At 71.9% G+C, this 14,063-nt stretch carries 13 protein-coding genes and 1 tRNA gene; 6 read left to right on the top strand and 8 right to left on the bottom strand.

The window, feature by feature from the left end; genetic code table 11:
- Positions 1-39: 39 nt before the first annotated feature.
- The 5 genes from pth to OG444_RS16150 all read right to left on the bottom strand — a co-directional run bounded on the left by pth (position 40) and on the right by OG444_RS16150 (position 4,252).
- Positions 40-630 carry an aminoacyl-tRNA hydrolase gene (gene pth / locus OG444_RS16170; RefSeq protein ID WP_327262841.1) on the bottom strand — a complete coding sequence of 197 codons (591 nt, stop codon included), beginning with the start codon at positions 628-630 and terminating at the stop codon, positions 40-42.
- A 98-nt stretch (positions 631-728) separates the two neighbouring features.
- On the bottom strand, positions 729-1,310 hold the full coding sequence (locus tag OG444_RS16165) for a 50S ribosomal protein L25/general stress protein Ctc (protein WP_327262840.1): 582 nt from the start codon (positions 1,308-1,310) through the stop codon (positions 729-731).
- A 204-nt stretch (positions 1,311-1,514) separates the two neighbouring features.
- Entirely contained in the window at positions 1,515-2,492 is a 978-nt protein-coding gene (locus tag OG444_RS16160) for a ribose-phosphate diphosphokinase (protein ID WP_030716976.1), read from the bottom strand.
- A 133-nt stretch (positions 2,493-2,625) separates the two neighbouring features.
- A complete protein-coding gene (gene glmU / locus OG444_RS16155) occupies positions 2,626-4,071 on the bottom strand; it encodes a bifunctional UDP-N-acetylglucosamine diphosphorylase/glucosamine-1-phosphate N-acetyltransferase GlmU (RefSeq protein WP_327262839.1) in 1,446 nt (481 codons plus the stop codon).
- Between the two features lie 109 nt (positions 4,072-4,180).
- Positions 4,181-4,252: transfer RNA gene (locus OG444_RS16150), tRNA-Gln, on the bottom strand.
- 160 nt (positions 4,253-4,412) lie between these two features.
- Here OG444_RS16150 and OG444_RS16145 point away from each other — a divergent pair.
- Positions 4,413-5,678 carry a sensor histidine kinase gene (locus OG444_RS16145; RefSeq protein ID WP_327262838.1) on the top strand — a complete coding sequence of 422 codons (1,266 nt, stop codon included), beginning with the start codon at positions 4,413-4,415 and terminating at the stop codon, positions 5,676-5,678.
- Positions 5,679-5,680: 2 nt separating this feature from the next.
- Complete coding sequence (locus tag OG444_RS16140) at positions 5,681-6,211, top strand: hypothetical protein (protein ID WP_327262837.1); 531 nt, start codon at positions 5,681-5,683, stop codon at positions 6,209-6,211.
- A 63-nt stretch (positions 6,212-6,274) separates the two neighbouring features.
- Here OG444_RS16140 and OG444_RS16135 read toward each other — a convergent pair whose 3' ends face one another.
- The gene (locus OG444_RS16135) at positions 6,275-6,784 is read right to left on the bottom strand and encodes an SUKH-3 domain-containing protein (protein WP_327262836.1); all 510 of its coding nucleotides are present in this window, start codon (positions 6,782-6,784) and stop codon (positions 6,275-6,277) included.
- 2 nt (positions 6,785-6,786) lie between these two features.
- Positions 6,787-7,365, bottom strand: a complete 579-nt coding sequence (locus OG444_RS16130; RefSeq protein ID WP_327262835.1) for a YwqJ-related putative deaminase — start codon at positions 7,363-7,365, stop codon at positions 6,787-6,789.
- Positions 7,366-7,595: 230 nt separating this feature from the next.
- On the opposite strand from OG444_RS16130, the gene OG444_RS16125 reads away from it, so the two are divergent.
- The 4 genes from OG444_RS16125 (at position 7,596) to OG444_RS16110 (ending at position 13,285) form a co-directional block, all read left to right on the top strand.
- Positions 7,596-8,591 (top strand): SMI1/KNR4 family protein, encoded by a 996-nt coding sequence (locus OG444_RS16125; RefSeq protein WP_327262834.1) that lies wholly within the window; start codon positions 7,596-7,598, stop codon positions 8,589-8,591.
- A gap of 7 nt (positions 8,592-8,598) precedes the next feature.
- Positions 8,599-11,115, top strand: coding sequence for an SUKH-4 family immunity protein (locus OG444_RS16120; RefSeq protein WP_327262833.1), 2,517 nt, complete (start codon positions 8,599-8,601; stop codon positions 11,113-11,115).
- Positions 11,116-11,246: 131 nt separating this feature from the next.
- Positions 11,247-12,119 carry a cellulose-binding protein gene (locus tag OG444_RS16115; RefSeq protein ID WP_327262832.1) on the top strand — a complete coding sequence of 291 codons (873 nt, stop codon included), beginning with the start codon at positions 11,247-11,249 and terminating at the stop codon, positions 12,117-12,119.
- Positions 12,120-12,226: 107 nt separating this feature from the next.
- Positions 12,227-13,285, top strand: a complete 1,059-nt coding sequence (locus tag OG444_RS16110; protein WP_327262831.1) for a vWA domain-containing protein — start codon at positions 12,227-12,229, stop codon at positions 13,283-13,285.
- A 9-nt stretch (positions 13,286-13,294) separates the two neighbouring features.
- Here the strand turns inward: OG444_RS16110 and OG444_RS16105 are convergent, their stop codons facing one another.
- Positions 13,295-13,972, bottom strand: a complete 678-nt coding sequence (locus tag OG444_RS16105; RefSeq protein ID WP_327262830.1) for a DUF4232 domain-containing protein — start codon at positions 13,970-13,972, stop codon at positions 13,295-13,297.
- Between the last annotated feature and the right edge of the window lie 91 nt (positions 13,973-14,063).

The following is a 14,063-nucleotide window of genomic DNA, read 5'->3' as shown; positions in this document are numbered from 1 at the left end:
CGCACCGGACGGTGCGGGGGCTTCCTCGTGTCCTGCCGGTCAGGAGTTGTACGCCGACTGGGCGCGCTCCAGACCCTCGGCGATCAGGCACTCCACGGAGTCCGCGGCGCGGTCCACGAACCACTCCAGCTCCTTGCGCTCCGTGGAGGAGAAGTCCTTCAGCACGAAGTCCGCGACCTGCATGCGGCCCGGCGGCCGGCCGATGCCGCAGCGCACCCGGTGGTAGTCGGGGCCCATCGACTTGGTCATCGACTTCAGGCCGTTGTGCCCGTTGTCCCCGCCGCCCAGCTTCAGGCGCAGCGTCGGGTAGTCGATGTCCAGCTCGTCGTGGACCGCGACGATCCGCTCCAGCGGCACCTTGTAGAAGTCGCGCAGCGCCGTCACCGGGCCGCCGGACAGGTTCATGTACGTCATCGGCTTGGCCAGCACCACCCGGCGGTTCGCCGGCCCCGGCGGGCCCATGCGGCCCTCGACCACCTGGGCGCGGGCCTTGTGCGCCTTGAACTTCCCGCCGATCCGCTCCGCCAGCAGGTCGGCCACCATGAACCCGATGTTGTGGCGGTTGCCCGCGTACTCCGGTCCCGGGTTCCCCAGGCCCACGATCAGCCAGGGCGCCGCTTCGTCCGACATCAAAAGCTCCTCGGTTCCTCTACGAAGACGACCGCCGTCCCGCTCCAGTGGAGCCGGACGGCGGTCGGTCAGCAACTGCTGAGGGGGTGGGGCGAGGCTCAGGCCTCGGTGCCCTCGGCCTCGGCGGCCGGCTCCTCGGCCTGCGGGGCCACGACCTGCAGGACGGCGATGTCGCCGTCGACGGCCAGGGTGGTGCCCTTCGGGAGGACCAGGTCCGAGGCGTGGATGGTCGCGCCGGCCTCGAGGCCCGCGATGGAGACGGTGACCTCGGTCGGGATGTGCGTGGCCTCGGCCTCGACGGAGATGGTGTTCTGGAGGGTCTCCAGCATGTTGCCGCCGGCGGCCAGCTCGCCCTCGGTGACGATCGCGACGTCGACGGTGACCTTCTCGCCCTTCTTGACGATCAGGAAGTCGACGTGGGAGATCGAGCGCTTCAGCGGGTGCTTCTGCACGGCCTTCGGGATGACCAGCTCGGTGCCGGCGTCGCCGAGGTCCAGGGAGAGCAGGACGTTCGGGGTGCGCAGCGCCAGCTGAAGGGCGTGGGCGTCGACGTTGACGTGCTTCGGCTCGGTGCCGTGGCCGTAGATGACCGCGGGGGTCAGGGCGTCGCGACGGGCCTGACGGGCGGAGCCCTTGCCGAAGGTGTCACGGATCTTGGCGGAAAGCTTGACCTCGGACATGCTCACTCCTCGTGGGGTGACGGAAATGGACGGAAGTCACCCGGCCGAAACGGCCTGCTACGAAGAGCGCGTCGATAACGGAGCATCCGTACCGGAAACAGGTACGGCCTCCCTCGCCGAGCAACTCGAGGAGTGTACCCGGCGGGGGAGGCCGCACCAAAAGGATCTACCGCGCAGCGGTCACAGAGGTGGCTGCCGCTGTGGTTACTGCTGCTCCTCGAAGAGGCTGGTCACCGAGCCGTCCTCGAAGACCTCGCGCACCGCGCGCGCGATCATCGGGGCGATCGACAGCACCGTGATCTTGTCGAGCTCCAGGTCGGACGGGTCCGGCAGGGTGTTCGTGAAGACGAACTCGCTGACCTTGGAGTTCTTCAGGCGGTCGGCCGCCGGGCCCGACAGGATGCCGTGCGTGGCGGTGACGATGACGTCCTCCGCACCGTGCGCGAACAGCGCGTCGGCCGCGGCGCAGATGGTGCCACCGGTGTCGATCATGTCGTCGACCAGGACGCAGACGCGGCCCTTGACCTCACCGACGACCTCGTGGACGGTCACCTGGTTGGCGACGTCCTTGTCGCGGCGCTTGTGCACGATCGCCAGCGGCGCGTCCAGACGGTCGCACCAGCGGTCGGCCACGCGCACACGGCCGGCGTCCGGGGACACGATCGTGAGCTTCGTACGGTCCACCTTGGCGCCGACGTAGTCCGCGAGGACGTTCAGGGCCGAGAGGTGGTCCACCGGGCCGTCGAAGAAGCCCTGGATCTGGTCCGTGTGCAGATCGACCGTGAGGATGCGGTCCGCACCCGCGGTCTTCAGCAGATCGGCGACCAGGCGGGCCGAGATCGGCTCGCGGCCCTTGTGCTTCTTGTCCTGGCGGGCGTACCCGTAGGACGGGACGATCACGGTGATGGAGCGTGCCGACGCGCGCTTCAGCGCGTCGATCATGATCAGCTGCTCCATGATCCACTTATTGATCGGAGCCGTGTGGCTCTGGATCAGGAAGCAGTCCGCGCCGCGAGCCGACTCCTGGAAGCGGACGTAGATCTCGCCGTTCGCGAAGTCGAAAGCCTTGGTCGGCACGAGGCCGACTCCCAGCTGGTGCGCGACCTCCTCGGCCAGCTCGGGGTGGGCGCGGCCGGAGAAGAGCATCAGCTTCTTCTCGCCGGTCGTCTTGATCCCGGTCACAGCACTGTCTCCTCAGACGTGTTGAAGCTGCTCGCCCCCATGTGCGTCCGTCCCGCACACGGTGAGCCAGCCGAATTGCGTGCACCTATCACGGTACGCCGTCACGGGCGTACCTGTTTCCGGTCAGTTCACCTCAGGGGCGCACGGCGTCCTCCGGGGCCGCCGACTGCGCCGCCGTGGCAGCGGCACTGCCCGGACGCTTGCGGGCCACCCAGCCCTCGATATTCCGCTGCTGGCCACGGGCCACGGCGAGGGCGCCGGGCGGTACGTCCTTCGTGATCACCGAGCCGGCCGCCGTGTAGGCGCCGTCCCCGATGGTGACGGGAGCCACAAACATGTTGTCCGAGCCCGTCTTGCAGTGTGAGCCGACGGTGGTGTGGTGCTTGTGCTCACCGTCGTAGTTCACGAACACGCTCGCGGCGCCGATGTTCGTGTACTCGCCGATCGTCGCGTCGCCGACGTAGGACAGGTGGGGGACCTTGGTGCCCTCGCCGATCGTCGCGTTCTTCATCTCGACGTACGTACCGGCCTTGGCCTTCGCGCCGAGGTTCGTGCCGGGGCGCAGGTACGCGAACGGGCCCACGGTGGCCTGCGGGCCCACGACCGCGCTCTCGGCGACCGTGTTGTCCACCCGGGCGCCCGCGCCCACGTGGGTGTCCTTGAGCCGGGTGTTGGGGCCGACCTCGGCACCCTCGGCGATGTGCGTGGCGCCCAGCAGCTGGGTGCCGGGGTGCACGATCGCGTCCTGACCGAAGGTGACGGTCACGTCGATGAAGGTGCCGGCGGGGTCGATGACCGTGACGCCCGCGAGCATGGCCTGCTCCAGCAGGCGCGCGTTCAGCAGGGCGCGGGCCTCGGCGAGCTGGACGCGGTTGTTGATCCCGAGGATCTGCCGGTGGTCGCTGCCGACGGCCGCGCCGACGCGGTGGCCGGCCTCGCGCAGGATGCCGAGGACGTCGGTGAGGTACTCCTCGCCCTGGCTGTTGTCGGTGCGGACCTTGCCGAGGGCGTCGGCGAGCAGGGCGCCGTCGAAGGCGAAGACACCGGAGTTGATCTCGCGGATCGCGCGCTGGGCGTCGGAGGCGTCCTTGTGCTCGACGATGGCCGTCACGGCGCCGCCGGCGTCGCGGACGATCCGCCCGTAGCCGGTGGAGTCCGGCACCTCGGCGGTCAGCACGGTGACGGCGTTGCCGTCGGCCTCGTGCGTCTGCGCGAGCCGGCGCAGGGTCTCCCCGGTCAGCAGCGGGGTGTCGCCGCAGACGACGATCACGGTGCCGCTGATGCCGCCGCCGAGCTCTTCGAGGGCCATGCGGACGGCGTGCCCGGTGCCGTTCTGTTCGTACTGGACGGCGGTGCGCACCTCGGCGTCGATGCCGGCCAGGTGGGCGGTGACCTGCTCCCGGGCGTGCCCGACGACCACGACGAGGTGTTCGGGGTCCAGCTCGCGGGAGGCGGCGACGACGTGACCGACGAGCGAGCGCCCGCAGATCTCGTGCAGAACCTTGGGAGTCGCCGACTTCATGCGGGTGCCTTCACCCGCTGCGAGTACGACGACGGCTGCCGGGCGGTTGGCGCTCACGGGTGTGCCCTTCGGCTTCGGGGGTGGACCCGTGAAGGATACCGGGGTGCCGCTGCCCCGGAACGAACGCGGGTCCCGACCTTGACGGTCCGGACCCGGATGTGAGCAGCTCCCCCGCCAGGACTCGAACCCGGACATAAGGCACCAAAAGCCTCAGTGCTGCCAATTACACCACAGGGGATAGTGAACGTGGCCTAACCGGACATTTCGGCGTACCGATCAAGCTGGCCGTCCCTACTATGCCGTACCACCTGGCCTCAATGCGACGGTACCCGTCCCCGCCGTTTCGGCGGCGGGTATTTGCCCGGAGCGCCACGGACGCCGCCCGTACGCTGGACGGCATGACCAGTACGGGGGAAGTGGAAGGCCGCGCTGGGCCGCCTTTGTGGTGGGCGCGGCGGCGGGAGGCCGTGGGGGATGTGGTGCTCGGCGGTGTGTCCGCCGTCGAGTGTGCGTGGGAGGGAGTGCCCTTCGCCGCCGAGGCGGGGCTGCCGACCGCGGTCGGCGTGGTGTTCGGGTTCGCGGTGGGGGCCACCTTGGTGCTGCGGCGGCGGTGGCCGATCGCCGTGGTGCTCGTGGGGATCGCCGTGTCCCCGGCCGCGATGGGGTTCCTGCTGGCGGTGGTCGGGATGTACACCCTGGCCTCCTCCGAGGTGCCCCGGCGGGTCACGGCCACGCTGGCCTCGATGTCGCTGGCCGCGACCTTCGTCGTGATGTACCTGCGCACCCGCGGGGACGTGGAGGCCGATACGACGCTCGTGGTCGTGCTGTCCGGGTTCGTCGCGGTGGCGCTGACCGTGCCGCCGGTGCTCTTCGGGCTCTACATCGGGGCCCGCCGACGGCTGATGGAGAGCCTGCAGGAACGGGCGGACTCGCTGGAACGGGAGCTGTCGCTGCTGGCGGACCGGGCGGAGGAGCGGGCCGAGTGGGCCCGTACGGAGGAGCGGACCCGGATCGCGCGGGAGATGCACGACGTGGTCGCCCACCGGGTGTCGCTGATGGTGGTGCACGCGGCCGCGCTGGAGGCGGTGGCGGTCAAGGACCCGGCGCGGGCGGCGAAGAACGCCGCGCTGGTGGGGGACATGGGACGGCAGGCGTTGACGGAGCTGCGGGAGATGCTCGGCGTGCTCCGGGCGGCCCCCAAGCCGGCGCCGGCCCCCGTGCCGGCGGTGCCCGTCCTCGCGGTCGCGTTCGCCGGGGGCGTGGAGGACGGGCCCTCGCTCGGTGAGCTGGACGCGCTGGTGGGCCAGTCGCGGGCGGCCGGGATGACCGTGGAGATGCTGGTGCACGGCGAGTGGGCGGCGTACCCGGCGGAGGTCGAGCAGACGGGGTTCCGCGTGGTGCAGGAGGCGCTCACCAACTGCCACAAGCACGCCCCGGGCGCGCGGGTCGTGGTGCGGCTCGCGCACCGGGCGGGGGAAGTGGCCATGCAGGTGGAGAACGGCCCCTGCGACGGCAAGGCCCCCGAGCCGGGCCTGCCGAGCGGAGGGAACGGACTCGTCGGGATGCGCGAGCGCGTCCTGGGCCTGGGCGGGGTGTTCGTGTCGGGCCCGACGGACGCGGGCGGCTTCAAGGTCTCGGCGGTCCTGCCGAGCGGGCGGGGGTAGGCGTGGGCTGGGACCCGGTGGGGGAGCTGACGGACGAGGACCGCAAGGTCTTCGGGGGGCGCTGGGAGAAGCGGCTGTGGCTGAACGTGCCCGGGCCGTTCTACACGGCCGAGACGGACAACTGCTGGACGGGGCGGCTCCAGGCCCCGGACAACGTGCTCTACGCGGCCGAGTGCCACAGCATCGAGTACGTGTTCCGGCAGCCGCGCGACCGGCGCCAGGTGCGGGACGTGGTGGGCGCGGCGACCGAGGATCCCTTCCAGGAGTACGCGTGCGACGGGGACCTGTGGTGGACCCCGCAGGCCGTGCGCCAGTGGTGGGCGGAGCGCGCCAAGGTCGCCGAGCACCTGGAGGGGGCGCTGGTGGAGTTCGGCCGCGGCCGTGACCGTTACGAGGACGACGCGCTGCTCGGGGTGTGGGACTTCCAGGCCTACCTGGCCGGCGGACTGGCCGCCGACCTGCGCGCGTACCTGTTCCGGCTGGAGGAGGGGCGCTACCCGGAAGCCGGCGAGCGGCTTCCGGAGCTCGCCTAGGCCGGCTCTTTCGGATCTTGTCAGCCGGGCAGCGGGGGCCCGGCAAGATCCGAAAGCGCCGGCCTAGCCCGTGGTGAGGCGCGTCGGCTGGAGACCCGTCAGGAGAAGGGTGAGGGCTTCGTCGACGGTGGGCCCGAGGTACCAGTCGCCGGTGTGGTCGATCCCGTAGACGCGGCCCTCGCGGTCGAGCGCGAGGTGGGAGCCGCCGTCGGCCTCGACGCCCAGCGGGCAGAGCTCGGTGGACAGTGCCCGGCCGAGGTCTGCGAAGGTGCGCGCGAGGTGGAGCCCGGTGAGCGGGTCGATCCGCACCGGCGTCGGGGCGATCTGCCGGCCGGCGCCGGGCGCGGTGACCGTCAGGCCGCCGAATTCGGCCCACGCCTCGACGGCTGCGGGGAACACGGTGTGCCGGTGTCCGGCAGGCGTGGTGTGGTCCCGAAGGGCGTCGGCCCAGTACTCGGCCTGCTTGATGTCCCAGCGGCCGGGTTCCCAGCCGGCGGTGCGCAGGGCGGAGTCCACGGCGACCGGGAAGCGGGTGGCCGAGGAGCGGTCGTAGGAGGCTGAGGCGGTGGTCATGGCTACTCGGAGGGGGTGAGGTCGACGGAACGTACGCCGAAGTGGGCGAGGAGTGCGTCGCAGGAGCGGCAGGGGGGTGCGTAACTGCCGTGGAGGGGGTCGCCGTCCTCCCGGATGCGCCGGGCGGTGATCTTCGCGTTCTTGAGGGAGCGGCGGGCCTCGCTCGGGGAGAGGGGCTTGCGGGAGGCCCGGCGCGAGCGGGCGCCCTCGACGGAGGCCAGGTGGCGGGAGAGCAGGATCGCCTCCGGACACCGGCCCGTGAACCGTTCGCGCTGGCCGCTGGTGAGGGTGTCGAGGAAGTCCTGGACGAGCGGATGGAGCGCGGGCGGCTGGTCGGCCTTGCCGGCGGTACCGGTGAGGGTTTCGCCGCGTACGGACAGGGCCGCGGCGACGGTGGGGAGGATGCCGTCCCGGCGGAACCGCAGGACGGGCACGGCGGGGCGGCCGTCCGTGCTGCTCCAGCGCAGGCGGGGGTCGCCGGCGGGCCCGGTGGCTTCGCCGGCCGCACCGGTGGTGCCCGGTGCGTCTGGTGCACCCGGCGCGGTGTCGCCGGACTCCGTGCGTGTTGCCGTGTTGTGCATGGTGGTGCTTTCCCTCCCGTGGCGGCGGTGGTGACCGCTGTCGCTCACGCCCCCGTGCTGCGGGGACAGCCTGCCAAACGTCAGCTGTCATGTGGAAGTGGGGTCGAATATTCGTATCAATTCGGATGTTCCTGGCCCTCGGGCGGGTGCGCCGGACGGGTGCGGGTGAGGCTCTTGCCCCAGCGCATAGGCTGTGGTGAACCAGCCAGATCCAGCAGGGGGCTACCGCCATGACGACAGGTCGGCTCGGGCAGCAGGCCGCGCCACCCAACGCCGCTTACTCGGGGCAGGTCGTGCATTTCCCGGACCCGGTCCGGGCCGCTCGGCATCCCCACGGAGTGCGGATGGACGGCAACGGGCATCCGGACTTCTCCGCGTACGCGCGCGCGGCCGTGGAGATCGCCGAGCCGCCGGAGGGCTTCGGGGTGGACGAGCTGCGGCTCACGGACTACGTGTCCGCGAACGCGGCGATGAAGGCCGCCCGGCACGAGCTGTGGGACACGGTCGGGCCGGTGGCGACCCCGCACGGCTGGACCTGGCACCACGTGGCGGGCTCGCGGCGCATGGAGCTGGTCCCGGTCGAGGTGAAGGCGCTGCTGCGGCATCACGCGGGCCTGACGACGGCTCCGGTGGATCACGAGAAGCGCGGTACGCGGCCGTTGCAGGAGGTCCGTCCGGCGCACCTGGGGCTGCCGAAGTCGGTGGTGTCGGTCGCCGAGGAGCAGGTCCAGGGCGTCGAGGAGGACCTCGGCTACCGGCTGCCGGAGGCGTACCGCTCGTTCCTCAAGGCCGCGGGCGGCTGCGCCCCGGTGGGTGCGGGCCTGGACGTGGACCTGGGTCTGCTGGTGGACCAGCCGTTCTTCACGGTGCGTGAGGAAGCGGCGATCAATGACCTGGTGTACGTCAACAAGTGTCTGCGCGACCACCTGACGAAGGACTACCTGTGCGTGGCCTTCGCGCAGGGCGGGCTGATCGCGCTGAAGGTCAAGGGCGAGGGCATCGGCTCGGTGTGGTTCTCCCCGTACGACGATGCCCGCGACCGGGACGGCTGGTCGGTCCAGGAGCGCGTGGAGCGGTTGCTGCTGCCGTGCGGTGCTGATTTCGACGCCTTTCTGGAGCGGCTGGCGGGCAACCCGCCCGAGCTGGAGACGGTGGCCGGTCTGATGGTGGACGGCGGATTCGCACGTTCGGTTCCGGTGTCGGGTCCGGCACCGGTGGAGGGGTGAGCGCGCGATGGTGACGTTTGCGCAGGCGCAGGAGCGCGCCGAGGAATGGATCAACGGCGACGTGCCCGCGTACCAGCACCGGGAGGTGCGCGTACGGGAGTTCGGGCTCGGGTTCGTGGTGTGGGCGGAGGACCGCGCGGCCGGTCCCGTGTCCGGTGGTGGGCGGCAGCGGCTGGTCATCGCGCGGGACAGCGGGGAGGTGACGCTGTGGCCGGGACTGCCGGTGGGTGAGGTGATCCGCCGGTACGAGGAGGAGTACGGGGCCGTGGCCGCGGCTGCGTCGGAGGCCTCGGTCCCGCCGCCGCGGATCGACTCGGAGCAGACGTCGTTCATGCTCAGCCCGCCGGAGTGGCTGCAGGAGGCCGCGGACCGGGCGGGGATCGCGCCGCGGTCGACGCCCGCGCCGGCTCCGGCCGCGCCCGCGGACAGTGCGCCCGCGGACGCCGCGCCCGAGCCCGTGTCGGCACCTGCGGCACCGGCGTCCGTCGAGGCCGTGCCGCTGCGGCGCGGGGGCGAGATCCCGTACGAGCCCACGGCCAACGACGGGGTGCCGGCCTCGGTGCCGGCCGGTGCGACGCCGTGGGCGGGCACCGATGTGAACTCCGGTGCGGACGACGTGTCCGTACCGCTGCCCGCGACCGTGTTCGCGCCGCCGCTGTCCGGGTCGGACCTGGAGGACGCGCCGTCGTCCGGGGTGGCCCCGGAGGCGAAGACCACGCTGATGGCGGGCGGCAGCCAGCTGCCGAGGACCGCGATCGTGCCCGCGCTGGGTGCGCCGGACGCCGGTCCGGCGGGTGCTTCCGCCGGTGGTCAGTCAGGTGGTCCGTCGGCGAGCGACATCGCCGACGCGCCGACCAGCAAGGCCCAGATCTCCCGGCCCGGCGGCTCCGGCCCCGGTGCCGGCCGGCCGTCCACGCCGTCGACGCCCCCGGGTCCGCCCGGGGTGCCCGGTGGCGGGGCGCACCATGCCGCCACCATGCTGGCCGGTCCCGGTGTTCCGCAGCCGCCCGGTCCGCCGGGTGCGCCCGGTGCTCCGGGTGCGGGTCAGCCGCCGGCGCCTCCCGGTCCGCCGGGTGCTCCCGGGTCGCAGGGCCGGGGGATCGACCATGCCGCGACGATGCTCGCGGGTCCGGCCGTCACCGGTCAGCCGCCGGCGCCTCCGGGTCCGCCGGGTGCGCCCGGTGCTCCGGGTGCGGGTCAGCCGCCGGCGCCTCCCGGTCCGCCGGGTGCTCCCGGGTCGCAGGGCCGGGGGATCGACCATGCCGCGACGATGCTCGCGGGTCCGGCCGTCACCGGTCAGCCGCCGGCGCCTCCCGGTCCGCCCGGTGCCCCCGGTGGCGGGGCCCCTCACGCCGCCACCATGCTCGCGGGCCCCGGTGTTCCGCAGCCGCCCGGTCCGCCGGGTGCGCCCGGTACGCCCGGTGGCGGGATCGACCATGCCGCGACGATGCTGGCCGGCCCGGGTGTTCCGCAGCCGCCCGGTCCGCCCGGCCCGCCGCCGGGTGCGCCCGGTGGGCCCGGCCCGCAGGCCCCGGTCCCGACCGGCGCGCCCACCGTCGGCCCCGGCTACCAGGCCGTGCTGCGCTACCGCGCGCCCGACGGTTCCGAGCAGCAGCTCATCCGCCGCTCGGCGCCCGGCACCCCGCACCCGGAGTGGCAGATCCTCTACGAGCTGCGCGCCATGAACGTGCCGCCGCAGCAGGTGCTGGAGCTGCACACCGAGCTGGAGTCCTGTGAGCTGCCAGGCGGTTACTGTGCCCGGATGATCCGGGAGACCTGGCCGCAGGTGCGGATCACGAGCGTGGCCCCGTACGGCAAGGACCACGCGGGCCGTCAGCAGGGCATGCGGCACCTGCTCACCCACCAGGGCGAGCTGCACCAGGTGGCGGACGGTCCGGCGCGCCCGGCGCCGGTACGCGCGCCGCTGCCGCAGGTTCCGCTGCAGCCGGCGATCCCGCTGGAGGCGATCGCGCAGGAGCTGACGGCGGCCTTCGGTCCGCAGGGCGTGTTCCGCTTCGACCAGCGGGCCGTGTCCCGTCAGGGCGTGCCGGAGATCGTGGCGCAGACGCTGATGTGGTCGGGCCTGCCCGTCGATTTCGGGCCGTTCTTCTGGGCGCAGGCCGTGCCCGGCCAGCCGGTGCCGACGCTGGCCGAGCTGGCCCAGCAGCGGCAGGTGCAGCCGGCCTCGGACGCGGGCTCGTACCTGGTCGTCGGCAGCGACTTCGGCAAGGCGCTGTGCGTGCAGTACGGCACCGCGCACATCGTGGCGGTGCCGGTGGAAGGCGGCCCGGGGGGTGCTCCCGTACCGCCGCAGTTCGTGAACTCGAGCCTGCCGCAGTTCGTACGGTCCCTCGCGATGCTGGGTCACATGTGGCGGCTGCGCCAGCATCTGACGCCGGAACAGGCGGGCCGCTGGACGGTCGACTTCCAGGCGAACCTGGCGGGACTCGACAGCGCGGCGCTGGCCTCACCGGAGAGCTGGTGGTCGGTGCTGCTGGAGCAGATGTGGGACGGATTGCTCTGATCGGTTGATCGGATGATCCATTGGGTGGCTGGGCCGGGACCTTCGAACAGGTTCCCGGCCCGGCCATTCGGGCTTCTGGGTTCAAATGGCGCATCCTTGACGGGAATCCCCGCGAGAGAGGCGCATCCAGGATGAGTGCACCCATTGCGACCGTGCGCGGTCGCGGCTACCGCATGGAAGAGGTCGACCGGTACCTCGCCAGGCTCTCCGGGAGCCGGGACGAGGCCTGGGAGCGGGTGGCGCGGCTGACGGTCCTGGCCAAGCAGATGGAGGCGGAGGCGGCGCGGCTGCGGGAGGCGGTCTCCGCGCTGGCTCCGCAGGCGTACGACGAGCTGAGCGAACGCGCCCGGCGGATCCTGCTGCTGGCGGAGGAAGAGGCCGACGCCGTACGGACGGACGCGCGGGTGGATGCGTCCGCGACGCTCGGCGCGGCCGAGGCGCGCGCCGACCGGGCGGCCGAGCTCGCGCGGAACGACGCGGAGGCGGTGCGCGAGCAGACGGAGGTCCGAGCCCGGCAGGGGCTGCTGCGGGCCGAGCGCGAGGCGGACGACGTGCGGGCGCAGGCACGGGAGGACGCGGCGGCGTGGCGGGGGCAGGCGTCGGCCGCGCTGGCGGAGACGCGGCGGCGGGCGGACGCGGAGCGGGCCGGGCGCGAGCAGGAGCAGGCGGAGCGCTGGGAGGCGGCGGAGCGGGAGCGGGTGGCGCGGGAGACGGAACTGGACGCGCGCCACGCGGAACTGGAGCGGCACGCCGAATCCCGGCTGGCGGAGGCCCGGCGCGATTTCGCCGAGGCGGAGGAGTCGGCGCGGCACGGCCAGGAGGACGCGGAGGCGCGGGCCGCGGAACTGCTCGCGGAGGCGCGGGTGACGGAGGAGCGGACCGGACGCGAGACGCGGGGGATCCTGCGGGAGCACGCGGAGGCGACGGAGGAGATGCGGGCCCACATGAACCACGTCCGCTCCAGCCTGGCGGCCCTGACGGGCCGAGCTCCGGCGGAGGGATAGGCCGGCCCGTCGCGGCGGTGCGGGTGATGGTCCGTCAAGCTCCGTTGTCAGTGGGGCCACCTAGTGTGGATACATCACTCGGGGAGCTTCGGAGAAGGAGCAGAAACATGTCCACAAACAAAATCCAGCACAAGGTCAATCACGTCGCGCTGGTCGTGGACTGTTCGGGTTCCATGCGTCCGCACCAGAGTCAGCTCATTCGCGTCGTCGACGAGTTCGTGGCGGGATTGAAGGCCGAATCGGACAGCCTCGGTCATGAGACCCGGATCAGCCTCTATTCCTTCGATCACAAGGTGGAGAATCTGGTCTGGGACATGGACGTGAAGCATCTGCCGTCCATGCGAGGCCTGTACAAGGTCAAGAACGGCGCCACCGCCCTCATCGAAGCCTCACTGAAGTCGCTGGACGACCTGGGCCACATCTGGGAGGAGTACGGCGAGCACAGCTTCCTGCAGATCGTGGTGACGGACGGCGAGGAGAACGCCTCCGGCGGCGACCGGCGGCACGACGGCGACATGGCCGTCCTCGGGCCCTGGCTCGACAGGATCGCGGCGAAGATGGGTGCCCTTCCGGGCCACTGGACCTCCGCGATCCTCGTCCCGAACTCCCTGGCGAAGCGAACCGCCCAGAACTACGGCTTCCCGGCCGGCAACATCGCCATCTGGGACGCGGATTCCCAGGCGGGCGTGGAGGAGGCGATCGGGACGGTGCGCGCCGCCGCCACCAGCTTCCTGCGGGGCCGCGAGAAGGGCGTGCGCGGTACGAAGAACCTCTTCACGGTCGGCCAGGACATCTCGGTCGACGACGTGCGGGCGACGCTGGAGCCGGTCCCGGCCGACAAGTACCGGCTCCTGCCGGTCGACGCGGAGGTCGGGATCCGGGCCTTCGTCGACGCGCAGCCGGACGTGACGTACGAACGCGGCGCGTGCTACTACCAGCTGGGCACCAGGGTCCAGGTCCAGCCCGACAAGGAAGTCGTCGTGGTCGAGAAGAAGACCGATCTCGCCTACACGGGTGACGCCGCGCGTACTCTGCTTTTCGGCAAGGGAGTTCAGGGAACGGTTTCCGTGAAGGCCGGAAACAATCCCGAGTTGGAGGTCTACGTGCAGAGCCGTTCGGTGAACAGGAAGCTCAAGCCGCAGACGCGTCTGCTCGTCATGCTCTGAGAATGCAGGTCAATTGTTTCCAGACCTGAACAGCAAGTCCTCGACCGCGCGGAGATCGCGGTTCCAATAAGTGACCCGGGCGTTGGTCCCCACATTGAGGAATCCGATTTCCTTGGACAGGGCGACGTCGAGCATCGACGACTCCTTGTTGCTGTTGAGGGCGCGGTCCTGGTGGCCGATGGACACCGCCTCGACGGCGATCGTCCGCTCGCTGCCCCGGTAGAGGAAAAGGCCCGCATAGGCCTTCTCCTTCGGTCCGATCGTGGCGATCGCCTTCGGCGCGGACCCCATCGCGTCGATCGGTCCGTCGATGGCGGCGCCGAAGCCGACGTACGGGTAGTGGTAGAGGGTGCAGGCCTTGTCGGTGAAGTTGGTGGCCGTGATGAGGAGGTGCTGCCCCGAGTCCTGGCGCCAGACGGACGTGGCGATCGAGAGGTCGTTGTCGTTGCAGGCCACGGTGCCCGGACCCGAGGAGGTGCCGGCGGCGGTGGCCGTCGGGCTCGGGCTGGCCGAGGGGGCGGGTGCGGTGGGTGTGGCGGCCGCGCTCGGGGTGGAGGGGACGGTCGGGGCGGCGGAAGGCCTGGCGTCGTCGGCGCCGCCGGAATCGCAGGCCGCGGTCGCGAGGAGTGCGGCGACGGCCGCGACCCCGAGGGCGTGGCTTCTCCAACTGGCGCGGACAGTAAGCATGATGGCCCCCGTGTGGCTTCGCACGGCCGAATGGAATGGTCGGCCGGCCGGTTCATTCCCCATCCGGCACGCCGAAGTCCTGCCGCCGGGC

It is taken from the genome of Streptomyces sp. NBC_01232 (assembly GCF_035989885.1).
Classification (GTDB): Bacteria; Actinomycetota; Actinomycetes; order Streptomycetales; family Streptomycetaceae; genus Streptomyces.
Note: the sequence above shows the minus strand (reverse complement) of the source record. Positions and strands in the feature narration are given on the sequence as shown.